Here is a 23,556-nt window from a genome sequence, read left to right on the forward strand (position 1 = left end):
ATGCCCCGAGGCGCCGCACAGATCCGAACGCACCATCGCCAGTCGGTCGATTTACCGGGCAGGCGGGTGCCGACGTTGTCGAGTTACCGTCCGCCCGGAACTGTCCGCCTGGAACAGCGGCTACTCAAGATCTGCGCCGGCGCTCGCAAGGAGGCCCCGCGAGGGGCCCCATACCCTTCCCCGCGCCCATCACCGCAGCGGCTACGCACTCACGCCGAGATCTACAGTGAGTCCCTCGGCGAAGGCGGCGCGACGGCGGGCGCGCGTGCGCGGGACAGACCCGCCGCATTTCCGGGCGACCTCGACCCGCCAACCACCGGCCAGCCAGCAGCCCCCAGCCACAATGTCGCCACCGCCCACCGCCCACCGCGCGCCGCCAGCCGCCCACCGCGCGCCGCCAGCCGCCAGCCGCCCGGCGGGAGATCTTGACGCCGACACCACCCAAGGAGTCTTCTTCACGGCGCGGTGGCCCCGCGGTGTCAGTCCGCCCGGCCATACGTCGCTCATCCAGCCCTTTTGCCGCAAACGTCCCCGCTGGCGCTCCTCCGCTACGCGATGTTGTCGAGCCGCTGTTCCGGAATGGCCGCAGATCGCCAAGATCCAAGGCGAGCGGCCTATCACCGTCGGGTTAAAGCATTATCTATCGGATATATCGCCGACGGGCTGCCGCATCAAGGGACGCCAGGGCCGGGATGGGGTCCGCCATCGGCAACGGATTCGGGTCCCGCCACAAGCAGGCGTCACCGTCTCGATAGCGCCCGCTCAGACCGGCCTGCCGTTCTGTCCAGTTCGCGGCATCGGCCCCGCTATCGGCAGGTGGCCCTCCGGCGCCGCGAGCAGGCTCCTCGGCGAGTCGACCTGATGCCTTCCGTTCAGCGGAATGACAATTATCTGGAAGCGGACGAACACCCGTCCCGGACCAACCCGCCATCGCCCATTGATCAGGTGCGGAAACCGGCCGCCGCGCCGAGCCGTCCATCCACGACACCAGTGCCGGACATGCCGGTCGTGACCACCATAAACAGCCTGTGGCACGGACCACGACCACCCGCCGGCAAACCACAGCAAATCCCCCGGAGCAGCAGAGAAGACCGCCGGCCTGGCAGCGGGGCCACGGCGTGCCAAAGAAGACCCACGCCGGTAACCGCGCTGCAAAAAACCTGCGTTGTCACACCCATTGACTGCATTCGACAAGCATGTGAACGTAGCCAGGCAAGCGCTTTCCTGGTGCTAACGACGACTCAGCCCAAGTCGTCTGAGGAGATATACAGCTATGCCCGCAGCTTCCACCACCGCCGCAGCCGTCCTCATCGCCGTCGCCACGCTGGGGATAGCCGGCCCGCCGCAGGCCGCCACGGCCAGCGCCGCTCCCCCGGCGGGTGCACCCGCACCCGCCGGGGTGACCGCGGAATCGCTGCAGGCCAAAGGCCAAGGCCCGTCCGCGGCGGCCCTCCGGATGGCACGCCAGACGCTCCCGGCCGGTGACGGTTGGGCGGCCGAAGGGACCGGCACCACCGGCGGTTCCGCGGCCGACGACGCGCACGTCTTCGTGGCGCGCAACCGCTCGGAACTGATCGCCGCGCTCGGCGGCGACGCCCTCACCAACGGCACCAACGCCACTCCGAAGATTGTCTTCGTGAGCGGCAAGATCGACATGAGCTCGGACGCCGGCAACAAGCCGATCGGCTGTGACGCGTACGCCGACCCGGCCTACTCGCTCGACGAGTTCCTGGCCACCTACGACCCGGCGGTCTGGGGTCGCGCGGCGAAGCCCTCCGGACCGCTCGAGGACGCCCGGGTCCGCTCGGCCAAGAACCAGGGCGACAACATCAAGCTCAACATCGGCAGCAACACCACGCTGATCGGCATCAACAACGGCCGGATCACGCACGGCAGCCTGATCCTCTCCGCGGTGAACAACGTGATCATCCGGAACCTGGAGATCACCGACGCGGCCGACTGCTTCCCGGCCTGGGACCCGACCGACGGCTCGGCCGGCAACTGGAACTCGCTGTACGACCTGGTGTCGCTCACCTTCGCCAGCACGAACGTGTGGATCGACCACAACACGTTCAGCGACGGCAACAACCACGACGCCGACCAGCCGGTCTACTTCGGCCGGCCGTACCAGGTGCACGACGGCGCCACCGACTTCATCCGCGGCTCCGACCTGATCACGGTGTCCTGGAACGACTACTACGACCACGACAAGACCATGCTGATCGGCTCGACTGACACCCCGGGCGTGGACGTCGGCAAGCTTCGCGTGACGATCCACCACAACCGGTTCGGCAACGTCATCCAGCGCGCGCCGCGGGTCCGCTTCGGCCAGGTCGACGTCTACAACAACCTGTACGTGGCCACCGACGAGGAGACCTACCAGTACTCGCTGGGCGTCGGCGTCGACTCGGCCATCTACGCCGAGAACAACTACTTCCGGCTCAGCGCCGACGTCCCGGCGTCGAACATCACGAAGTACTGGAAGGGCACCAGGATGACCTCCACCGGCAACCTGGCGCAGACCTCCGGGCGCCCGCCGGTGCCGGTCGACCTGGTCGCCGCGCACAACGAGGCCTACGACCCCGACCTCGCCCCGGACGCCGGCTGGACCCCCACCCTGCGCACCCGGGTCGACCAGGCCCGCGCCGTCCCCGCCGTGGTCGCGTCCGGCGTCGGAATCCGCCGCCTGGGCCTCTGAAAATCTGAACGCACGATCTGACGCATAGATAACGCGGCCCCCAACCGAAAGGTTGGGGGCCGTGCCTGTCAAACCCCTCAGAACACGTTCGTCCAACCGTCCCGGGTTCCCGTGTACGCCACCCCGTCCGCCTTGATCCCGCGCGCGTCCAGCAGGGTGATCGTCCCGCCGCTGTTGCCGAGCTGGACCGGAACCGCCACCGGAACCCGGACCGCCGCACCGGCCGCATCCGCTCGCGGTGGAAGAGGTGCGCGAATTCGTCGGCCGCCAGGTACAGCAGGTCCGGCGACTCTGCTGGGACCGCACCTGCCACCCGCGATAACAACTGCCACAATCCGGCCGTTCCGGCTTCCCCCCGCGACCCGGCCGGGCACGCTGGACCCATGCACATCGGCGTCATCGGAGCAGGACGGCTCGGCGCGACCCTCGCCGAGTGGTGTGTCGAAAGCGGCCACGACGTGGCCGTCACCTCCCGTCACCCGGAGCGGCTGACCCCGCTGGTCGAGCGGCTGGGCGGCGACCACGTGACCGCGATGCCCGTCGCCGACGCTGCGGCGTACGCGGATGCCGTGCTTTTTGCCCCTGCCTGGTCCTCCGCCCGGGAAGCCGTGGATCTCGCCGCCGGCGGCCTGGACGGCAAGGTCGTCATCGACGCCACCAACCCGCCCGAGGCCGTCCCGCACGGACTGAGCGGGCTGGAGACGCTGATGGGCTGGGCACCGGAGGCGCAGTGGGTGAAAGCGTTCAACACCCTGCCGGCCACCGTGCTCTCCCGGCGCCGCGGGCACGATCCGCTGCTGGCCGAGTTCGTCTGCACCGACCTGACCGACGCCCGGCGGACCGCGTCCCGGCTGATCGCGGACCTCGGGTTCGCGCCGTTCTACGCCGGTGGCGCCGAGACGGCCCGCCTCACCGAGACCGGCGGGCCGTTGCAGATGACCGAGGTCAGCGTGCAGGACGCCACCCAGATGCTGGCGTACGCCCTGGCCGAGCGGTAGTCGTCAGACCGCCGCGGTCACGTACTTCTTCCCGGCGAAGTTTGTCACCTGCACCGCGGTGACCTGCGCCGGGTCGAGCAGCGCGCTGCCGTTCAGGGTCGTCCCCGCGCTCTCCCCGGCCGGCGACACCAGCCAGCTGCCGGCCAGCACGACCTCGCCGTTGCGGCCGACCACCTCGAGGCGGCACTTCTCCCCGGCCGGGATGCCGTTGACCGTGGCGGTGACCCGGACCCAGCCGACCGCGGGCGTGACCGTCGCGTTCAGCCGGACATTTGTCAGCGGGTCGACGGCCGCGGCGGTCCTGGTGCCGGGCGCCGTCGAGACCTGGGCCGAAGCCTGGGCCTGCGGGGTGCCGCCGGTGGAGGGTGCGGTGCCGCGGCCGAGCAGCACGCCGCCGCCGACCGCCACCGCGAGCACCGCGGCCGCGGCCGTGGTGAGCACCGCGAGGCGGCGCAGCCGGCCGCCGGACGACTCCTGCCGCACCTGCCGAAGGGTGCGCTGGAGCAGCAGGTCGGCGTCCTCGGGCGGGCCGTCGAGCAACATCTCGTCGGGGATCTCGCGCAGGGCGGACGACCACTCCTGGAGCGATTCGATCTCGTCGCGGCAGGCGGCGCAGGCCGTCAGGTGGCCGTCCGCCCGGCGCTTCTCGTCGGGGGTGAGCATCTCCATCAGGTAACCGGCCATGTCGACGTGGTCGTTGGTCGGGTTCTGGCTCTCCGGCGTACTCATGATGCCAACCGTTCTCTTCCGGCCTCGCGTAGGGCCCGTAACGCATAGTAGGACCGGGACTTCACCGTTCCCGGCGGGATGCCGAGCGCCTCGGCTGCCTCGTTGACCGTGCTGCCGTGCAGATAGACCTGTTCGAGCACGGCGCGATGCTCAGCGGAGAGTGTGCTCAACGCGTCGACCACGACGATCGAGTTCACCACGCGCTCGGCGTGATCACCTTCGACCGCGGCGTCCGGCGGGCTTTCCCGCACTTCGGGGGGCCGTCTGTTGCGGGCCCGGATCTGGTCCAGCACGATGTTGCGCACCACGGTGAGCAACCATCCGCGGACCGAGCCCCTGGAGCTGTCCAGGCTTTCGGGATGCCGCCAGGCCCGGACGAGTGCCTCCTGCACCACGTCCTCGGCGGCGGCGCGGTCCCGAGTCAGCTGCGTGGCATACGCAAGCATGGCCCGGCCGTGTTCCTGGAACAACGATCTGACCAGTGCTTCATCGGCCACCTCCCGGCGCGGTCTGGTCCCTGTCGACGGCATCACAACTCTCCCCGCGGCACTCATCGTGCCGCTCCGGTCCGGGTCCGGTCCCGCCCAGGGGGCACGGACTCGCCGAAGGCGACATCGATGAACGTACTGTGCCGCAGCTACCAGAGATACGTGCAGGTCGCCCACCTGGATCAAAGATCTTGGCAAGTTGGCACTCCGGAGTGAACCACCCTTGCGCGCGCGGCGTGTGGACGTCATAACCGGCAGAAGGAGCAGCCATGACGACGCGACGCAGGACCATCACCATCGTGCTGACCGCAGCCGCCCTGGTGGGCCTGACCGCGTGCGGCACCCGCGAGAATCCGCCCTCGTTGGACAGTATCCCGCTGCCGGTGGCACAGACCCGCTCGGCCGATCCGTCCCCGACCCCCACGAAGGACACCCCGCCGGAGCAGCAACCCGTCCCCGAGCCCACCGTGGCCAAGAAGCAGAAGTGGGTCAAGATCTTCAGCGGACCGTCGGCCAAGGACATCGTGCCCAACGGCGACAAGCGCAAGGGCAGCAACAAGGTCGAGCTCAACGCCGTCGAGAATGAGCAGATCGGCACGTATGTCACCGACGGCGCCGGCCGCACCCTCTACCGCTTCGACAAGGACAAGGCCAACCCGCCCAAGTCCAACTGCAACGGTGACTGTGCCAAGGCCTGGCCGCCGCTGCTGATCAAGTCGCCCGGCAAGATCTATCCCAAGGGGATCGACCCCAAGCTGATCGGTTACGTCGAGCGCAAGGACGGCACCTGCCAGGTGACCATCGACGGCTGGCCGGTCTACTACTTCATCTCCGACAACGAGCCCGGCGACCTCAACGGCCAAGGCGTCAACGGCGCCTGGTTCGCCATCGCGCCCAACGGCGACCGCACCAAGCCGATCCCCGGATTCCCCAACAACTAAAAGCTTTGGAGGTACGGGCGGCGGCCGGTCCACGGTGCGCCGGACGGCTGGGCGCGGGGTCACTCTCCGCGCCCAGCCGTCCGGGCTGTGCCCGTCGGGTCGCGGTCAGATCTTTCCGGTGCCGGCGCCCGCCGTCACCGTGGCCTTCACCTTGTTGTTGGCCTCCGGCGTGTACGCGTACGGGATCGCCGCGACGCTGGCGCCGTTGCGAACCTGCTCGGTACCCGAGTTCACCTTGTAGTTGTTGAGGACCTTCAGGTTGCCCGCGGCCGACTCACCGGTCGACGTCACGGTCGGCTTCGCGACGTTCTCGAAGTAGTTCCGCTCGACGAAGACGCCGGCGTTCATGGTCGAGGCCACCCCGTACGAGCCGATGTTGCGGTAGTAGTTGTTCAGCACGTGCACCGGGTTGGCGAACCGCACCCGGGGGTGCCGCTGGCCGGTGCCCTCGAACCAGTTGTGCACATAGGTCACCCGGAGCTTGCCGGTGTCCTGCGAGGCGTTCGCGTCGTCGTGGCCGAGCAGCATCGACTTGTCGTGGTTGTGCAGCTTGTTCCACGACACCGTGATGAAGTCCGAGCCGCGCTTGATGTCGATCAGCCCGTCGTAGCCGCTGGCCAGGTCGTTGTGGTCGACCCAGACGTGGGTGGTCCCGTCCTGGATGTTGATCGAGTCGTCGCTCGCGTTCCGGAACACCATGTTGCGGATGCGCACGTTCTTGACGCCGGACAGGTTCAGGCCCCCGCCGGTGATGCCGGACCCGGATCCGACGCCGATGATGGTCTTGTTGGACGCCACCTTCAGCATCCCGGACACCGAGATGAGGCCGGACACCCGGACGGTCTGCGAGGTGCCCGAGCTGATCGCCGACGCGAGCGCGGACGACGACGTGACCGTGACGACCGTGCTGGCCGAACCGCCCGGCGTGCCGCCGTTCATGCTGGCGTAGCCGACCGGGCTGGTCTCGGCGGCCGAGGCACCCATCTGGGTGACGGCCAGCGTCGAACCCACGACCGCCGCACTGGCGACGGTGGCGACGGCGATGACCGCCCGGCGGCGACGACGGGAACGTGTTTCAGACATGTGGGTCTACTCCCCTTGTGGAGCGGGTGGAGCCGCCCGTGGGCGGCAGTGGGCGGAAGTGCATTCGGCGAGCGCTCGTCCCGGAGACGAACACAACGCCGGCAGTGCATTCCGGCCGACGCCGACCCCGTGCAAGGAGGCGTGCCGGTGATGCGCCACGGCCAACGCCTGCCCCGTGCATAGCAGACGCCGGTTTTCAAGCCCGGCCGTCGCCCACCCCGTGCAAAGCGGACGACCCGGTGGTGCACCGTCAACCTTCGACGGCCGGCGCCGGAGCCCCGCGCCTGCCCGGTGGATGGGAGGCGAGGAGGCGGCGCCGTTCCGGAAAGCGCCGACCGTGCGGCCCGATGACCTCGCGGTAAGCGCTTAACCGATGCCGAACCTAAGCCAGGTATCGGTAACTGTCAATCTTGTCGAATTCAACCGCAAAGGTTTGCAGGTAAGCGCTTGCCAGGGGTCCGGCGCCGGCCCGGCGCGGCCACAGTGGATCCCCCCGGGTTGACACATCGGCGTTTCTGGATTGGTCTGGGGTCCGGAAGGTCACAACGACGTCGCCGGCCGCCGGGAGGGGTCATGCGCCGAGCCCTGGGAACCATCGCCACCGCACTAGCCGCCACACTCTGCGTCCCACCGGGCCCCGCAATCGCCGCCCCGGTCGCACCGGTGGCCGGCCACCTCACCACCGCCGGCAGCGCCCCCAGCGCCGCCGGCAGCGCCCCCAGCACCCTCGCGCAAACCGGCCACGATCACACCGCCGGCGCCGCCCTCCCACCCGGCGGCCACCACCCCCATCACCCGGTCGTGCGGACCGACCGGGGGCTCGTGCGAGGTCTCCGGGATGGTGGCGTCGACAGCTTCCTCGGGATTCGGTATGCGGCGGCGCCGGTCGGTGAGCTGCGATGGCGGGCGCCGCGACCGGCCCAGCGGTGGGACGGGGTTGCGGACGCCACCGCGTACGGGGACCGGTGTGCCGCCACCGCCAGCGGGAACGGGCCCCGCACCGAGGCCGAGGACTGCCTCTTCGTCAACGTGCAGCGGCCGGCGCGCGGCAGCGGGACGTTGCCGGTCTACGTGTTCATCCACGGGGGCGGGCTCACCAACGGCAGCTCCAACCAGGCCGACATGGCGGCGATCGTGCGGCAGACCGGTGTGGTCGGCGTGTCGTTCAACTACCGGCTGGGGGTGCTCGGCTTCCTCGGGCATCCGGGGCTCACCGCGGAGAGCGGCGAGTCGGGCAACTACGGGTTCCAGGACCAGCAGGCCGCGCTCGGGTGGGTGCGGCGCAACATCGCGGCGTTCGGGGGCGATCCGCAGCGGGTCACCGTGGGCGGCGAGTCGGCCGGCGGCTGGTCGGTATGCGGGCATCTGGTCGCACCGGGCTCGCAACGCCTGTTCGCGCGGGCGATGATGCAGAGCGGCTCGTGCCTCACCCGTACCCTCGCCGCGGCCGAAACCGCCGGACAAGCGCTGGCCGCCGCAGTGAGCTGCACCGACGTCGCGTGCCTGCGGCAGTTGCCGGCCGGCACGCTGATCGACGCGCCGTCCGGACAGGTGGCCGTGGTACGCGGCACGCCCACGCTGCCGCCCGACCCGCGGCAGGCGGTGGCCGCCGGACAGTTCGCGCGGGTGCCGATCGTGGTGGGTGCGACCCGGGACGAGGGCCGGACGTTTGCGCAGGGCTTCATCGGCGCGACCCGGCAGACCTACGAGGCCTGGGTCGGCGACGAGAGGGTTCTCGCCCGCTATCCGTGGCCGGCGGAGAGCGACCAGTTCACCGCCGCCTACCTGGCCGGCGCCGTGATGACCGACTCGGGGATGATCGCCGGCATCGGCGGATGCGCGCAGCGCCTGCTCACCCGGGACTTCGCGCGGTGGACGCCGACCTGGGCCTACGAGTTCGCGCACCGCACCGGACCGGGCCTCACGCCGATCCCGGGCTACGTCTGGGGCGCGGGACACGCGGCGGAACTCGCCTACCTCTTCCCGAGCTTCGACAACGGCACGCCGATCGCGCCCACCTTCGACGCCGGTGAGCGCCGGCTGGCCCGGGACATGAAGAACCACTGGGCGTCGTTCGTGCGCGGACAGGCACCGTGGCCGCGCGGCGGGATTCTCTCGCTGCGCGCGGGCGGGCAGAGCCGGATGATCACCGATGCGCGGTACGCGGCGCAGCACCAGTGCGGGTTCTGGACGCCTTGAGTATCAGGGCTCAGGTCCACCGCGCCGGGGACCGGAAGGATGTGCCCATGACACTCGTTCGCGCCATCGTTCTCGCCGCCGCCACCGTGGCCACCTGGGCGGCGTGGTTGTCCTGGGAGACCGGCTACCGGACCGACGCCGACGGAGCGGTCAGCGGCCCCTACTCGTGGTGGCAGGTCGCCGGCTGCGTGCTCACCCTGGCCGTGGTGACCGCCGTGGCCGGCCGCTTCCTCCCGCTGCTCGTGGTGGTGCCGGTGGTGGCGATCTCGTTCACCGCCGCCTGGTCGGTGCAGGCCGCCTCGGCCGACGAGAGCGGTCTCTGGCCGGTCGGGGCGTTCCTGGTGCTGCTCGGCACGGCGGTGGGCGCGGCCGTGGTGGCGGGGGCGGTGAAACTGGTGACCGGCCGGGGTTTCGCGTCCTGAGCGCGGTCACTAACCTGAGCTGAATTCACCTTTGCTGGGAGGTTCGCTCGTGGGTGCGCTGCCTGAGTTTCCGGCCGGCTTCGTCGTGGGGGTGTCGACCGCCGCCTATCAGATCGAGGGCGCGGTCGACGCCGGCGGACGCGGGGCCTCGATCTGGGACACCTTCTCGCACACACCGGGACGCACCCGCGACGGCGACACCGGCGACGTGGCCTGCGACCACTACCACCGCTGGGCGGAGGACCTGGCGCTGATGGCGGAACTCGGCGTGGACGCGTACCGCTTCTCCGTCGCCTGGCCACGCATCCAGCCGGACGGCACCGGCAAGCCCAACCCGGACGGCCTCGCGTTCTACGACCGCCTGGTGGACGGCCTGCTCGCCCGGGGCATCGCGCCGGTGCCCACGCTGTTCCACTGGGACCTGCCGCAGGCCCTCGAGGACCGGGGCGGCTGGCTGGCGCGGGAGACCGCGGAGCGCTTCGCCGAGTACGCGGGACACGTGGCCGCCCGGCTCGGCGACCGGGTGCGCCGCTGGATCACGCTCAACGAACCGGTCGTGCACATGGCGCAGGGGTACGCCTGGGGCACCCACGCGCCGGGCCGGCAACTGCTGCTGGACGCGCTGCCGGTCGCGCACCACCAACTGCTCGGGCACGGGCTGGCCGTCCGGGCCCTGCGCGAGCACGGCGCCGCCGAGGTGATGATCACCAACAACTGCACGCCGGTGCTGCCGGCCTCCGACGACGAGGCCGACCAGGCGGCGGCCGCGGTCTACGACGCGTTCCACAACCGGCTCTTCAACGATCCGGTGCTGCTCGGCACCTACCCCGACTTCCTTTCCGCCGGCCTGGGCGACGTGCTCCGGGACGGCGATCTTCAGGTGATCAGCACGCCGCTGGACGCGCTCGGCATCAACTACTACAACCCCACGAAGGTCGGCGCTCCCCCGGCCGGCGCCGACCTGCCGTTCGAGATGCGGACGATCGAGGGCGTGCCGACCACCGCGTTCGGCTGGCCGGTGGTGCCGGACGGCCTGCACGACCTGCTCACCGGGCTGCGCGAGACCTACGGCGGGGCGCTGCCGCCGATCTACATCACCGAGAACGGGTGCTCGACCGCGGACGGCACCGCGGATCAGTTCCGGGTCGACTACCTGGACTCGCACCTGCGGGCGGTGCACCGGGCCATCGGCGGCGGGGTCGACGTACGCGGATATTTTGTCTGGTCCCTGCTCGACAACTTCGAATGGGCCGAGGGTTACAGCCAGCGGTTCGGCCTGGTGCGGGTCGACTTCGAGAGCCAGCAGCGGACGCCGAAGAACTCCTACCACTGGCTCCGCGCGCAGTTGGCTAGTCGGGCGTGACGCCGTTATCTCTCAGTGCGCTTCGGTGAGCACACGATCGATAGTCCTGCCTTGCGGCGGGACGGTCCCGGTCTGACCGACTGGCGTCGTGCCGGGTTCACGCTTCACTGCCACCTGCCCGCGTGCGCGGGTCTTCTGGTCGGCTCCACGTGCTGCCACCGGGCCACTCCCGGCGGTGGCGTACTCGGCCGCGAGAGCGACCAGGTTAAGCGCGGCATTGTGGTCCCGGTCGCTGACCAGAGCACACACCTCGCAGGTGTACTCACGCTCGGAAAGGGCCAGCTTGGTTTTCACCGCGCCGCAGCCTGAGCAGGTCTTGGAGGAGGGATACCAACGATCGGCCACAAGTAGCCGCCCACCGTTCCACCCGGTCTTGTATGTCAATTGCCGCCGGATCTCCGCGAACCCGGCGTCGGCAACGTGTCGGGCCAACGTGCGATTGGCCAGCATCCCGGTCACGTTGAGGTCTTCGACGACGACGGTGCCATACTCGCGGGTGAGCCGGGTGGTGAGTTTGTGCAGGCCGTCGCGGCGCAGGTTCGCCACCCGGGCATGCGCGCGGCCGAGCCGGGCCACCGACCGCTCCCAGCGTTTCGAGGCACGGCGGCCGGTACGACGGTCCGGGCCGTTCTTACCCGACGTCCACCCCGACCACCGAGACGGGGCGGGCCGGGCGCCGTTCAGCGCGTTCGATCTCGACGGTGAATGCGACGTGCCAGCGCCCGCCGTCACGTCGTACGGTCGCGGACATGATCCGCGCCGCGCCCGCTTCGAGGCGGCGGGCGAGCTTGCGGGCCGACCCGAGCGGCTCCGACATGAGCGAGGACATCGCGTTCCTGGCCGGATTTGAGGTCGAGCGCGAACCGGTACGCCTGGATCGTCTTCACGCCAAGTCGCTCCCGGTGGCCTCGCGGTCGACGACGAGCTTGCGGCCCGTGGCCCACACGGTCACCCAGGCGACCTGCCCGTCCAGGCCGGCATCCTGATCGGCCGACGACACCGGGCATACACCACGGTCCTCCCGGCCTCGGCCGGCGTACCGGTCAGCGGTTCACCGACCATGATCAGACGGCCGAGACGTAACGGGAACGGGAGGCGTCCCGGACTCGTAACGCCGACGTGCCGTCGCGTACGAGATGCCGGTCTTGCCGCAGCCCATCCCTTCAGGTTCACGATGCCGGCTATCGCCGATTAGCGAGCACATATGACGACCCTTACGCCCGGAAGTTGTTAACCCTCCCGGTCGCCGTAGCGTTTGCCGCCGAACTCCTCGTGCAGCCGGTCGTCCAGCTCGTCGGCCAGGCCGGTCATCACCTGCACGGCCAGCAGCAGGTGGGCGGCCTGCAGGTTGCGGCCGAAGACCGGCACCGAGGCCCAGACCGTGTCCTCGGCGTGGTACAGCCGGCCGATCTGCATCCGGTGGGTCAGCTCGCCCAGCCGGGCGTACAGCGGCTCGGTCGGCTCGATCGCGGTGAGCACCGGCGAGAACACCTCGACCAGCGGCGGGCTCTGCTTCACCCGCACGTAGACCACCGCCGAGCCGGCCCGGATCGCGAGGTCGCCGTCCGTCTCGTGGTCGATCCGGCCGGCCAGCACGGTGCGCACCTGCTCGTCGAGCGGCGCGTCCGGGGCCTTCGGCACGTAGCGGGGCGTCGGCAGGTCGCCGGTCAGCCAGGTGGCCTCGGGCGCGCGGGTCAGCAGCCCGGCGGGCAGCAGTACCTCGGCCACGGTGCCCTCGTCGCGGCGCAGCAGCACCCGGATGCCGTGCCGGCCGGCCAGCCGGGCGACCACCACCAGGCCGAGGCGGTCGGCGGTGGCGGCCGGGTCGACGAGCAGCCGGTTGAGCCCGGGAAGGTCGCCCGCCGGGATGCCGGCGCCGCTGTCGGCGATCGTGACCAGCGCGTCCGCACCCTCCCGGCGGGCCGTGACGGTGACCCGGCTGCCCTTCTCGGAGAACACGGTCGCGTTGTCGAGCAGCTCGGCGACCAGCCGGACCACGTCGTGCACCGCCACCGCGGCCACCGCGAGCTCGTCGTCGACCGTCTCGACGTCGATCCGGTCGTACTGTTCCACCTCGGACTGGCCGGCCCGCAGCACGTCGACCAGCGACGTGTCCGCCCGGCGCGGCGGCCCCGGTTCGGCGCCGGCCAGCGTCAGCAGGTTTTCGTCGTAGCGGCGCATCCGGGTGGCCAGCTGGTCCAGCTCGAAAAGCTGGGCCAGCCGGTCCGGATCCTCCTCGTCGCGCTCGATCCGGTCCAGCGCCCCGATCATCCGGTCCGCCAGCGCCCGCGACCGGAGTGCCAGGTCGATGATGCCGGGCGCAACGGGCGCGGGCGGGCGAAGCCTCTGGAGCAGCGCGGTGACACGTACGGGAATCAATATTTACCGTCCACTGTGACCTCAGTCATACCTGGCAGCATAGGCCGTGATCAGCGGGCGTACACCTCCAGTTCGTAGGCCGAGAAACCGTAGGTCGTCGCCCTGGTCTGGCCGGTCAGGCGAAGGTACCGGGCCGTCCGCGCGGGGAAGACGACGGTGTCCAGGCCACCGTTGCCGCCGCTCACCGCGGCGGCCTGGGTCCAGGTGGTGCCGTCGGCCGAGGTTTCTATGCGGTACGCGGTGGCGTACGCCGACTCCCAGCGGACCAGGACTCTCGACACCGTTCGCGCGGTGCCCAGGTCGACGCGGACCCACTGGTTGTCGGACCAGTCGCTGGCCCAGCGGCTGGTCAGGCTGCCGTCCACCACGTTGGTGGCGGGATGGCCGCTCTGCGCGCTGGACGACGTGACCGGTTTGGCGGCGGCCAGGTTGCTGATGTCGTCACCGCGCTTCGCCGGGAACGACACCACCTGCTGGTAGGTCGGCCGGTTCTGCCACGGGGTCAGGGTGTGCTCGATGCCGCCCAGCGGTGACTGCAGGACGGCGTCGGCGCACCACTGGTTGCCGGCCGCGCAGTGGTCGTCGGCCGGGTAGGTGGTGGCGGCCGGCTCGGCCAGCGCCCCGGACAGGCTGGTGAGCAACGCCGTGCGGCAGGCGCTCAGGGTGCCGGCACCACAGTGCTTGCGCGGCCAGTTCGGCACCGCGTCGCCGAGGGTGGCCCGCAGGTCCTTGTCGACCCAGCCCCACCAGCCGTACTGGAACGCCGAGCCCTTGTGCGCCTGGGCCTCGTTGGCCGAGGTGGGCAGGGTCGACATCGGGCCGGTCTGCTTACCGGACGGTGACTCGTTGATCTGCAGCGTGTTGACCAGCGACTGGAACAGGTCGTTGCCCAGGCTGGACTGGAACTGGGCCTGGACGAGTCGCGGCCACCAGGCGTCGAAGTTCCGGATCGCCTCGGCGTGCTGGTAGGTCTTGCTGTTCGCCGACGTCTCCACCCGCTTGGCACCGGACTGGAGCCAGGAGCGCAGCCTGGTCACCGCGGCGGCCTGGGCAGAGTCGGTGACGGTGGCCGTGTCGATCACCCGGAGCAGGTCCGGCAGCACCTCGGCGCCACGCAGGTCGACCACCGCCGCGTTCTGCACCAGCTTGAGCAGCGCGGCCCGGTCGTACTTCTGGCCGGCCGCGATGCCCGCCTTGAGCGGCCGGTCGAGCAGGTCGCCGCGGTGCACCGCGGAAAAGCTGAAGTTGCCGTCGGCCGCGCTGTAATTGGCCGCCTGCTTGTTGTTCCAGCTGATGAAGTAGTCCTGGTTGACCGCCTGCGGGTGGGCCGACCGGACCTGGTAGGTGGCGGTGTTCGGGATCGGGTCCCAGCCCGCCCACTCGTACGCCGGCTCGGCCCGGTTGGGCAGGTTGGGGTCGGCGCCGGACGCCCGGACCGGCTGGGCGCCCGAGGTGAACATCGCCGAGTCCGCCGAGTTCACGTAGAACCAGTTGAACGCGAACGCGATGCTCGCCGCCGAGTTGGTGAACGCGGCGACCGTGCTCATCTGGTCGGGCTCGTTGAACATCTGGAACCCGATCGCCGAGTCGGCCTCGTGCTGGTAGGTCGAGCGCAGGCTGGTGAACGCGGTCGGCGCCCCGCCCACCAGGCCGCGCCAGGTGACCAGGCCGTACCGGGTGCGCTGCACGGTGAGCCGGTACGAGCCGGCCGCAGTGGAGTCGGCCGTGGTCGGTGCCCACGCGTTCTGCTGGGTCAGGTTCTCCATGGCCAGGCACTGCCCGTGGTACACGTACCCGGTGGAGGCCAGGGTGGCGGCGCTGCCGTCGGTGTTGCAGAGCTTGACCGCGTAGGTGTCGGTGATGTCCTGGATCGACGAGGTGGCGCTCCACGCGTAGTCCGGGCCGCGGCCGATCAGCGTGTAGAGGTTCAGGCCGGAGAACGCGATGCCCCGGCTGCTGATCCCCGGTCCCTGCAGCTCCTGGAGCATCAGCAGCTGCGGGGCGAAGTAGCCGGTCTGCGGCCCGAACACGGCGACCGGGTGCCCGGTGGCCGAGTGCGCGGCCGACACCACGGCGGCGTTCGACATGCCGCGGCTGGCGCTGTCGAGGGTGAGCGTGCCGAGCGAGTCGGCGATGGCGCTGGTGCCGCTGGCCGCGGTCGCCGCCGAGCCGGTCTTGTCGAAGACAATCGGCTGCGGGGTGGCGGTGCCCGGGTCCGGCATGGCGACGCCCGCCGCGTCCGGGTTGCCCTGCCCGTACGGGAACGACTGTCCGTTGTGCAGGGTGAGCACGGCCTCCGGGTCGTTCTGCGCCCGGAACTGCTGCCAGACCTGGTCGCCGACGGCGTTGCCGTACTTGGCGCGGGACGCGATACGCACCAATGCAGACTGCATCTCGGTGCCGCCACCGCCGCCGAACAGACCGCCGATCACGCCGGCGATCGCTACCAGGTCGGTGATCACGAAGTCCTCGGGACCGCCCACGTTGGTGATCGAGTCGAGGTGACCGGTCAGCACGTACTCGCCCGGGCAGTCCCGCGCGGCCATGCAGTCGTCGATGTACTTGTTGATGCCGGCCAGGTAGCTCTGCACGTCGGTGAAGAGTTGTGCGCCCCGGGTGCCGGACGCGCGCAGCCGGTCGACCTGGGCCTGCAGGTCCGCCTCGGTGTACGGCGAGTTGCGCCAGACGCTCTGCTCGAGCGCCCGGTTGCCGGCCGCGCCACCGGCGAACGGGGTGAGCTTGCCCCGGGCGACGTGCCGCATCAGGTCCATCACGAACAGCCGGTCCTGCGCGCCCGCGTATCCGGCGCCGTACATGGTGCCGGCCCGGGTGGTGCCGGTGATGTGCGGGATGCCGCGCTTCTTGTCGCGCACGATGGTCACGTCCGAACGCGGGGACTTGGTGCTCTCCACGTCGGCGGCGGCCACGCCGTACGAGCTGTCGTTGAAGAAGTTGTTGATCTGGTCGCCGGTCAGGCCGGTGTAGTTGTAGACCAGGTTCGCGTACGGGGCGAGCTGGTCGTCCGAGTGCGGTGGCTTCGAGCCGAACGCCTGCGACGCCAGGATCTGGAGCAGATCGGCGTCGCCGTTCTCGCCCGGCGGCAGGATGTCCGAGCACTCGCCGAGACAGTAGTCGTTGGCGGCGAACGCGGCGGCGGCCGGTAGCGCGGCGCCCGGGGCGAGGACGGCGGCAGCGGCCAGAGTGGTGGAGGCAAGCAGGGCGCTCAGCAGAGAACGGCGTCTGCGCATGGGGTTCCCTTCGGGGAAACGCGAACGCGAAATTGTTTCGTAGATGCTAAGACGTCGATGCCTTGCTTGGCTACTGTTCAGTAGGTTCACGGACGGCGAGCGGTCAATCGCCGGGGTGCACCACCACTTTGAGGCCCTCCCGGGCGGCAGCCGAGGCCATCGCGGTGGCCACCTCGGACAGCGGGTAGGCGGCCGACACCAGCGGGGTCAGATCGACCTTCCGGCGCGCGGCCAGGTCGATGGCGCGCGGGTAGACCTCGCCCATCCGGCGGGACATCACCAGCGTGAGGCCCTTGCGCCGGGCGATCGCGGCCGGGAACGAGGTGCGGTCGCCGTCCGGGATGCCGACCAGCACCACCCGGGCGCCGGGCTTGGCCAGACGCAGCGCGGTCGCCACCGCCTCGTCCGAACCGGACACCTCGAAGACCACGTCCGCCTCGCCGGCGTCCGCGTCGCCGGCCGGCTCGGCGCCGAACTTGCCGGCCGCCTCGAGCCGGTGCGGCAGGGGCTCGACGGCCAGCACCCGGGTGGCGCCGGCCAGCCGGGCCAGCTGCACCAGCATCAGGCCGATCGGGCCGCAGCCGACGACGCCGACCGTGCCGGCCATCCGCAGGTGCCCGAGGTCGAGCGCGTGCAGCGCCACGCCGAGCGGCTCGAGCAGCGCGCCCTCGTCGGCGGTCAGGCCCGCGGGCAGCCGGTGCAGGCGGTGGCTGGGCCAGGCCATGAACTGGCGCAGGCCGCCGTCACAGGTGCCGTGCCCGGCGAAGACGACCCGCGGGCACAGGTTCGGGTAGCCGTCCCGGCACTGTTCGCAGGCCAGGCAGGGAATCGCCGGGTCGATCGCGACCGGGGTGCCGTCGGCCGGCCCGCCGCGGACCACGCCGGCCATCTCGTGCCCGAGCACCAACGGCCGGGACAGCACCGCGTCGCCGATCGCGCCCTCGGCGAACCAGTGCAGGTCGGAGCCGCACAACCCCACCGACGTCACCTCGACCAGCGACTCGCCGTCGCCGGGCCGGGGGTCGTCCTCGTCGAGCACCCGGACGTCGCCGGGTCCGTGCAGCCGGGCGACGCGCATGAGGGTCTCCTGTTCGACGGATATGTTAACGATAACAGCGGCCAGCTTGCCCGGCCGTGGTCGAATGGTCGCGATGATTGCCACTCTCGTCGCCGCGACACTGCTCGCCGCCGGACCGCAGCAGGTGTGCGGCATCACCGACAAGCGGCTGTCCGAGATCTCCGGGCTGGCCGCCACCGCCACCGGCTACGTCGTGGTCAACGACGGCTCCGACGACGCGGACCGGCGGCGCATCTTCTTCCTGGACCGCGACTGCGAAGTGTCCCGGACCGTGAAGTACCCGTCGCGGCCCCGGGACACCGAGGATCTGGCGGTCGGCCCGGACGGCACGGTGTGGGTGGCCGACATCGGCGACAACAGCCGGACCCGTACGACCATCGCTCTGTGGCGCCTCGAACCCGGCGGCCGGAAGCCGGAACTGATCCGGATGGCCTACCCGGACGGCGCGCACGACGCGGAGGCGATGCTTTCAACCCCAGGTGGTACGCCGATCATCGTGACCAAGACGGCGGGGTCGGCCGGTGTGTACGTCCCGGACGGTCTGCTGAGCACCGGGAAGACGACCACGCTGCGCCTGGCGGGCTCGGTGTCGTTGCCGTCGACCGCCACCAGCAACCCGTTCGGGCTGCCGGGACGAATGGTGATCACCGGGGGCGCGGTCAGCCCCGACGGCCGGCGCGCGGTGCTGCGCACGTACGCCGACGCCTTTGAATTTGACGTGCCGGACGGGGACGTGGTCGAGGCGATCACGAAGGGCAAGCCGCGGGAGACGCCGCTGCCGGACGAGCCGCAGGGTGAGTCGATCGCCTACAGCCCCGACGGGACCTCGCTGCTGACCGTCTCGGAGGTCAACCAGCCGCCGGCGAACGTGCTGCGGTACCCCCTTATTGTCCCTTCTCCGCCCGCTTCACCGGCCCCCGTGGCGGTCGTCGCCCCGCCCGATCGCAGTCCCCGCTTCCCCGCCGGAGCGCTGTTTACCGGCGGGGTTCTGCTGCTGGCCGCCGCGGCGCTCGCCGTGGGACTCATCCTGCGGCGACGTCGCTGATCGCCTTCTCGATCAGGGCGGCCGTCTCGCCCGGGTCGAGGCAGCGCCCGCTCAGCCGCCCGAACTCCGCGCGGTGCCGGTCTACCTCCGCCGGCTGCCGCCGATAGCGCCGATCCTCGTAGACGACGTCGAGGTCGGTGGACCTGCCGAACTCGAGGACGGTCACCGGCAGGCCCAGCATCGGGTGTTCCCCGGCGCCGAACGGCAGCACCCGCAGCGACACGGTCGGCACCCGCGTCATGACCAGCAGGTGCCGCAGCTGACCGGCCATGACCCGCGGTCCGCCGATCACCCGGTGGATCACGGACTCGTCCACGAGCGCCGTCAGCACCAGCGGATGGTCATCGGTGAGCCGCCGCTGCCGCTCCGCCCGAAGCTCCACCTCCCGCTCCAGTTCGGGCCGCTCACCCAGCGCCGCCAGGGCCCGGTGGTAGGCCTCGGTCTGCAGCAGCCCCGGCACCACGGTCGGCTCCCAGGTGCGCATGGCCGACGCCTCGGCCTCGAGCTCGATGAACGAGTCGGCCCGCATCAGATCGCGGTACGGCGCCCAGCGGTCGGCATCCCGGTCCCGGTTGGAGCGGGCCAGCGCCACCAGCGCGTCGTCCCGGACCCCGTACAGGCTGAGCAGGTCCCGGACGTCACGCGGGGTGACCGCCACCCGCCCGTTCTCGATCCGGCTGACCTTGGCCGGGTGCCATTCGAACCCGCGCGACACCGACTCCTGGGTGAGCCCGGCCGCCTCACGAAGCCGGCGCAGCTCGGTCCCCAGCCGGCGACGGCGCAGTGTCGGCCCTTCCGCGGACAACCGGACCTCCTACCTCAGGCTTGGAATCCTACGCAGCTCAGGCACGCGTAGACCTCCTGGGTGGTCGCGGGGCCGGCAGATGGCGTGCAGAAGTCTCCGAGGCGGAGAGTAACTCTTCCAGCCGGCGGGAGCCTGTCCGCCTTGCGGGAGGCGGATCCCGGTATGCGGTTGCGATGGCCATTGACTGGGAAACAATGCCTCGCAGGTAGCAGAGTGGCGCGCTCCCCGGCGGATAGCGGAGCCGATTCCTGGAAGCTGACCGTTTATGTCTCGTCAGCTCAGTGTCGCGGCCTGGATGTCGACGTTGCCGCAGCTGGAGTTGAAGGTCTCGGCCGTCGTCCAGGTGATGGACAGGTTGGTGCCGGCCGCCGCGCGGAAGCGGATCACGAACCGGGCCGTCGTGGTGCTGGCATCCCGGTCGGTCACGCTGCCGCTGACCGTCTCGCCGCCCAGCCGCGCCGTCAGCTGGCCGCGCGCCAGCCACGCGCCCGCGTAGAAGTGCAGCGTCCGGGTCGTCGGCGAGGCGCTCACCTGGAGCGCGAAGTTGCCGCCCGCCCCGCACGTGTAGACACCGGTCGGGGTGCCGCTCGCCGAACCCGTCGGGGTGCCGCCGGACCAGGAGAAACGCTGCGGGTTGGTGTCGTAGCGGCCGCGGCTCGTGCCGCCCAGGTCACGGATCGCGCCGCTGCCGCCGCTCTTGCGGTTGAGGCTGCGGGCGTTGGCCAGGCCCCAGTGCACCCAGTCCAGGCTGCCCTCGGCGGACAGATTGACCGTGGCGGGCACCGCCGTGGTGGCCAGCGTCAGCAGCGGGGTGACCTGCTGCGGCGGCTTCGCGGTGCCGGTGCGGGCGGGTGGCGTGGTCGGTGCGGGTGGGTCGGCCGGCTCCGTGGTCCCGGCGGCCGGGGGCGCGCCGGACGGGGCCGCCGACGACGGCTGCACGTACGAGGCCGGCGCCGTGGTGGTGAAGATCGGCTGCGGCGACGCAGCCGGCGACAGCGGCGCGACCGACACCGGGTCGGTGCCGCTGTCGGTGGCGAAGCTGATGACCACGCCGGCGACGAACAGGGTCACCGCGATCGCGGCCGCCAGCAGCCACCGCCGCGGATTCTGCATCCGGTGGGAGGCGATCCGCGAGCCTGCGGACGGCGGCGCCGGCTCGGCGGAGGCACCGGCCGGCCGGGACCGGGCCGAGATCGGTTTGTCCGGCGCCGGGGCGTTGTTGCTCAGCCAGCCGCCTATGCGCAGCCGGCTGGCCCGCTGCTGCCTGTCGTCCGGGCCGCGCATACCGGTGCTCCCCACGTAAGCCAACGGTGATCTTCACGAAACGGGGACCCAGGCTATCCCCAAGCACCGGTGGGCTGGAAGAACACGAGACGGCGAAGCGCTCGGAGATTTACCCGTCGAGGCGGCCGGCCGCGCGCAGCACGGTGAGCGCGTCGGCGGTGACCCACGGGTTGGCCCGCCGGGTGCTGGTGCCGCCCCAGTCCACCCAGTCGTGGTGCATCGCGACCTCGTTCGACGGGCGGTAGAAGCGGGCGTGGGCCGGCCAGCCGTCCGCCACCCGCAGCGACTCGAGCAGGTCGAGGGCGTCGGCGCAGCGCGGGTCGCCGAGCAGGCCCAGTTCGGCCATCCCCTTGAGCCCGGCCAGCACGTCGTAGTGCCAGTACAGCGGGTAGTGCAGCTTGGCGAATTCGGCCCGGATCAGCTCGCCGGTGCTCCGCCGGAACGCCAGCCGGCGGGTCAGGAAGACCTCGGCCGCCCGCCGGGCCGCGTCCTGCACGCCGCACCGCCAAAGCCCCCGCATCGGCAGCAGCGTCTCGCAGAACGAGGACGAGGCGGCGGACGGGTCGAGGTCGCAGTTCCAGCCGCCGTCCGGCCACTGCCAGCGCAGCAGCAGGCCGGCCAACTCGGCGCAGCGCTCGTCGGCCAGCCCCAGGGTGACCAGCGACCACAGCGCGTTGCCCTGCTGCGAGGCGTGCGCGCGGTGCCGGCCACGGATAAGGGCAACACCCTTGTGGCGGTACGCCGCGGCTTTCGTGGCCACCTCGACGTCCTTGCGGTAGGTCTCGTCCAGCCAGGTGGCGAGGACCTGTTCGCGCAGCGGGTGCAGGGCCGGGTCGCCGGGCGGGTAGCCGAGGTCGGCGAGCGACGCCAGCACCCAGTGCGGGCCCTGCCATTTCGCATAGGTCCCGGGGCGTTCGGCGGCATGCAGCAGACGCCGTACGACCGGCGAGTCGCGGACCTCGTCCCGGCCGTCCGGTTCGCCGAGGACGCCGGCGCGCACCTTCCACCGGATCGCCGGCTCGGGCGAGTCGAGGAGCCGCTCGACGATCGGCCCGTACACCGGTCAGACCTCGTGGCCGAGTTGCGCGGAGACCCGCCGGGCGGCGGCCAGCAGGTCGTCGACGATCGCCGGGTCGCGGTCGGGCCGGAACCGCAGCGCCGGCCCGGCCACGCTCAGCACCGCCACCACATGACCGTCGTGGTCGAACACCGGCGCGGCCACCGCGGCCGCGCCGACCTGCCGCTCCCCCAGCGACGTGGCGTACCCGCGCCGGCGGATCACGGCCACCTCTTCCCGGAGTCCCGCCGGGTCGGTGATGGTCCGATCGGTGATCGCCGTCAGCGGGTGCCGCAGGTACGCGTCCAGTTCGTGCTCCGGGACGAACGCCAGGAACGCCTTGGACGCGCCACCGGCGTGCAGCGGGAACGGGATGCCGACCGCCACCTCGAGACGCAGCTCCTGATCCGGGACGACCTGGTCGGCGTACCACCTCATGTCGCCACGACGCAGCGAGAGGGTCGCGGTCTCCTGGCTCCGCTCGGACAGGAATTTGAGTTCCCGCGCGGACATCGCGCGCACGTCGGTGCGCGCCAGATAGGCCTGGCCGAGCGCGACGGCGGCGTGCCCCAGCGTGTAGCGCCGGGTGACCGGGTCGACCGCGATGAGCCCGCGGCTGCGCAACGCCGTGAGGATGCGGTGCACCGCGGCCTTGGTGAGCCCGAGCGCCGCGGCGATCTCGGTGACCCCCAGATCGGGCTGTTCGCTGCGTCCGAAATAGAGCAGGACGTCCATGGCGCGCTCAACGGCGGCGACCGTGCGGGACTGGCTCTCCTCCGCGGCCGGCCGGATCGACGGAGCGGTGCGAGTGGGCACTGCGGACTCCCCCGGAAACGTGATCGATACAACCCTCGCGAGAGCCTAACCTCCGCTTTCGCCAGAATGACTGCTATGAGCGCCGACGACCTGCGAGCCTTGCTCGCCGCCGACCACGTCACCCACGTGCCCGGCATCTACGACCCGGCCACCGCGGCGCTCGCCGTGCGGGCCGGGCACCGGGCCGTGCACCTGTCCGGCGCGGCCGTGGCCGCGCTCAGCCTGAGCCGTCCCGACCTGGGCTTCGTGCCGCCCAGTCAGCTCGCCGACCGGGCCACCACGCTGGTGCCCGAGCTGTCCGGGGTGCCCCTGCTGGCCGACGCGGACGGCGCCGATCCCCAGCCGCTGCACGCCGTCTGGACCGCGTGGGCCTACGTGCGGGCCGGGATCAGCGGCCTGATCCTCGACGACGGCGCGCAACCCGGCCTCGCGGCCGCCAAGGTGGCTGCCCTGGTCACCCAGGTGCCGGAGGTCGCGGTCATTGCCAAAACCAGCGGGTACGCGACCAGCGGCCTGCCAACGGTCATCGAGCGCTGCCGCGCCTACGCCGGCGCCGGTGCAGACGCCGTGTTCCCGGAGGGTCTCGACCGCCTCGACGATCTCGCCAAGCTGCGCCAGGCCCTGCCCAAGGTGCCGATCGTGGTGAGCCGCTCGGAGGCCGCCGCAACCCGCGTTCCGGCCTCCGACGCCGACCTGGCCGCCGTGGGCGTACGGCTGATCCTGCACCCGCTCTCGGCCGCGCTGGCGGCGTTGCGGGCGGTGTCGCTCACCTATCGCGCGATTCTGGACGAGGGCGACGCGGGGCCGGTGGACCGGTTGCCGTGGGCGGCCTTCACCACGCTCGTGAGGCCCGAGGAGAAGACACCGGACGCGCGCTACGTGCCCAACCGGTTGGAGACCTGACCGGCGACGAGAATAGCGCC

The 23,556-nt window shown here is 71.1% G+C and carries 21 protein-coding genes; 8 read left to right on the forward strand and 13 right to left on the reverse strand.

Annotated elements, in window-relative coordinates:
- The first annotated feature begins 1,273 nt into the window (after positions 1-1,273).
- The gene (locus Ari01nite_RS33805) at positions 1,274-2,698 is read left to right on the forward strand and encodes a pectate lyase family protein (RefSeq protein WP_203786301.1); all 1,425 of its coding nucleotides are present in this window, start codon (positions 1,274-1,276) and stop codon (positions 2,696-2,698) included.
- Positions 2,699-2,775: 77 nt separating this feature from the next.
- On the opposite strand, the gene Ari01nite_RS51050 is transcribed toward Ari01nite_RS33805, so the two are convergent.
- Positions 2,776-2,898 (reverse strand): hypothetical protein, encoded by a 123-nt coding sequence (locus Ari01nite_RS51050; protein WP_275410900.1) that lies wholly within the window; start codon positions 2,896-2,898, stop codon positions 2,776-2,778.
- 183 nt (positions 2,899-3,081) lie between these two features.
- Here Ari01nite_RS51050 and Ari01nite_RS33810 point away from each other — a divergent pair, with 183 nt between their 5' ends.
- Positions 3,082-3,696: an NADPH-dependent F420 reductase gene (locus Ari01nite_RS33810; protein ID WP_203786302.1), complete on the forward strand. Its 615-nt coding sequence runs from the start codon at positions 3,082-3,084 to the stop codon at positions 3,694-3,696.
- 3 nt (positions 3,697-3,699) lie between these two features.
- Here the strand turns inward: Ari01nite_RS33810 and Ari01nite_RS33815 are convergent, their stop codons facing one another.
- Positions 3,700-4,425 carry an anti-sigma factor family protein gene (locus tag Ari01nite_RS33815; RefSeq protein WP_203786303.1) on the reverse strand — a complete coding sequence of 242 codons (726 nt, stop codon included), beginning with the start codon at positions 4,423-4,425 and terminating at the stop codon, positions 3,700-3,702.
- On the reverse strand, positions 4,422-4,955 hold the full coding sequence (locus Ari01nite_RS33820; RefSeq protein WP_203786390.1) for a sigma-70 family RNA polymerase sigma factor: 534 nt from the start codon (positions 4,953-4,955) through the stop codon (positions 4,422-4,424). Before Ari01nite_RS33820 ends, Ari01nite_RS33815 begins: the two co-directional genes overlap by 4 nt.
- Before the next feature lie 227 nt (positions 4,956-5,182).
- On the opposite strand from Ari01nite_RS33820, the gene Ari01nite_RS33825 reads away from it, so the two are divergent.
- Positions 5,183-5,854, forward strand: coding sequence for a hypothetical protein (locus tag Ari01nite_RS33825; RefSeq protein ID WP_203786304.1), 672 nt, complete (start codon positions 5,183-5,185; stop codon positions 5,852-5,854).
- A gap of 105 nt (positions 5,855-5,959) precedes the next feature.
- On the opposite strand, the gene Ari01nite_RS33830 is transcribed toward Ari01nite_RS33825, so the two are convergent.
- Complete coding sequence (locus Ari01nite_RS33830; RefSeq protein ID WP_203786305.1) at positions 5,960-6,937, reverse strand: pectate lyase family protein; 978 nt, start codon at positions 6,935-6,937, stop codon at positions 5,960-5,962.
- A gap of 573 nt (positions 6,938-7,510) precedes the next feature.
- Here Ari01nite_RS33830 and Ari01nite_RS33835 point away from each other — a divergent pair.
- From Ari01nite_RS33835 to Ari01nite_RS33845, 3 genes are read left to right on the forward strand one after another with little or no spacing between them, the layout of a single operon-like run.
- Positions 7,511-9,136 carry a carboxylesterase/lipase family protein gene (locus Ari01nite_RS33835; protein ID WP_203786306.1) on the forward strand — a complete coding sequence of 542 codons (1,626 nt, stop codon included), beginning with the start codon at positions 7,511-7,513 and terminating at the stop codon, positions 9,134-9,136.
- 47 nt (positions 9,137-9,183) lie between these two features.
- The gene (locus Ari01nite_RS33840) at positions 9,184-9,558 is read left to right on the forward strand and encodes a hypothetical protein (protein ID WP_203786307.1); all 375 of its coding nucleotides are present in this window, start codon (positions 9,184-9,186) and stop codon (positions 9,556-9,558) included.
- A 58-nt stretch (positions 9,559-9,616) separates the two neighbouring features.
- Complete coding sequence (locus Ari01nite_RS33845) at positions 9,617-10,921, forward strand: GH1 family beta-glucosidase (protein WP_239163271.1); 1,305 nt, start codon at positions 9,617-9,619, stop codon at positions 10,919-10,921.
- A 12-nt stretch (positions 10,922-10,933) separates the two neighbouring features.
- On the opposite strand, the gene Ari01nite_RS33850 is transcribed toward Ari01nite_RS33845, so the two are convergent.
- The 5 genes from Ari01nite_RS33850 to Ari01nite_RS33870 all read right to left on the reverse strand — a co-directional run bounded on the left by Ari01nite_RS33850 (position 10,934) and on the right by Ari01nite_RS33870 (position 17,626).
- A complete protein-coding gene (locus Ari01nite_RS33850) occupies positions 10,934-11,497 on the reverse strand; it encodes an RNA-guided endonuclease TnpB family protein (RefSeq protein ID WP_203786309.1) in 564 nt (187 codons plus the stop codon).
- A gap of 55 nt (positions 11,498-11,552) precedes the next feature.
- Complete coding sequence (locus Ari01nite_RS33855; protein ID WP_203786310.1) at positions 11,553-11,750, reverse strand: hypothetical protein; 198 nt, start codon at positions 11,748-11,750, stop codon at positions 11,553-11,555.
- Positions 11,751-12,151: 401 nt separating this feature from the next.
- Entirely contained in the window at positions 12,152-13,300 is a 1,149-nt protein-coding gene (locus Ari01nite_RS50300; protein ID WP_239163259.1) for a T3SS (YopN, CesT) and YbjN peptide-binding chaperone 1, read from the reverse strand.
- 50 nt (positions 13,301-13,350) lie between these two features.
- Positions 13,351-16,548 (reverse strand): penicillin acylase family protein, encoded by a 3,198-nt coding sequence (locus Ari01nite_RS33865; protein ID WP_203786311.1) that lies wholly within the window; start codon positions 16,546-16,548, stop codon positions 13,351-13,353.
- A gap of 103 nt (positions 16,549-16,651) precedes the next feature.
- Entirely contained in the window at positions 16,652-17,626 is a 975-nt protein-coding gene (locus Ari01nite_RS33870) for a zinc-dependent alcohol dehydrogenase (RefSeq protein WP_203786312.1), read from the reverse strand.
- Between the two features lie 73 nt (positions 17,627-17,699).
- On the opposite strand from Ari01nite_RS33870, the gene Ari01nite_RS33875 reads away from it, so the two are divergent.
- Positions 17,700-18,671, forward strand: a complete 972-nt coding sequence (locus Ari01nite_RS33875; RefSeq protein WP_239163260.1) for an NHL repeat-containing protein — start codon at positions 17,700-17,702, stop codon at positions 18,669-18,671.
- Here the strand turns inward: Ari01nite_RS33875 and Ari01nite_RS33880 are convergent.
- The 4 genes from Ari01nite_RS33880 to Ari01nite_RS33895 all read right to left on the reverse strand — a co-directional run bounded on the left by Ari01nite_RS33880 (position 18,649) and on the right by Ari01nite_RS33895 (position 22,633).
- Positions 18,649-19,476 carry a helix-turn-helix domain-containing protein gene (locus Ari01nite_RS33880; protein ID WP_203786313.1) on the reverse strand — a complete coding sequence of 276 codons (828 nt, stop codon included), beginning with the start codon at positions 19,474-19,476 and terminating at the stop codon, positions 18,649-18,651. The genes Ari01nite_RS33875 and Ari01nite_RS33880 overlap by 23 nt on opposite strands.
- A gap of 273 nt (positions 19,477-19,749) precedes the next feature.
- On the reverse strand, positions 19,750-20,775 hold the full coding sequence (locus tag Ari01nite_RS33885) for a hypothetical protein (protein WP_203786314.1): 1,026 nt from the start codon (positions 20,773-20,775) through the stop codon (positions 19,750-19,752).
- A 94-nt stretch (positions 20,776-20,869) separates the two neighbouring features.
- Positions 20,870-21,820, reverse strand: a complete 951-nt coding sequence (locus Ari01nite_RS33890) for a hypothetical protein (protein ID WP_203786315.1) — start codon at positions 21,818-21,820, stop codon at positions 20,870-20,872.
- Positions 21,821-21,823: 3 nt separating this feature from the next.
- A complete protein-coding gene (locus Ari01nite_RS33895; RefSeq protein WP_239163261.1) occupies positions 21,824-22,633 on the reverse strand; it encodes an IclR family transcriptional regulator in 810 nt (269 codons plus the stop codon).
- A 75-nt stretch (positions 22,634-22,708) separates the two neighbouring features.
- Here Ari01nite_RS33895 and Ari01nite_RS33900 point away from each other — a divergent pair, with 75 nt between their 5' ends.
- The gene (locus tag Ari01nite_RS33900; protein WP_203786316.1) at positions 22,709-23,536 is read left to right on the forward strand and encodes an isocitrate lyase/PEP mutase family protein; all 828 of its coding nucleotides are present in this window, start codon (positions 22,709-22,711) and stop codon (positions 23,534-23,536) included.
- The last annotated feature ends 20 nt before the right edge of the window (positions 23,537-23,556 follow it).

Origin of the sequence: Paractinoplanes rishiriensis, assembly GCF_016862375.1 — a bacterium.
Taxonomy (GTDB): Bacteria; Actinomycetota; Actinomycetes; order Mycobacteriales; family Micromonosporaceae; genus Actinoplanes; species Actinoplanes rishiriensis.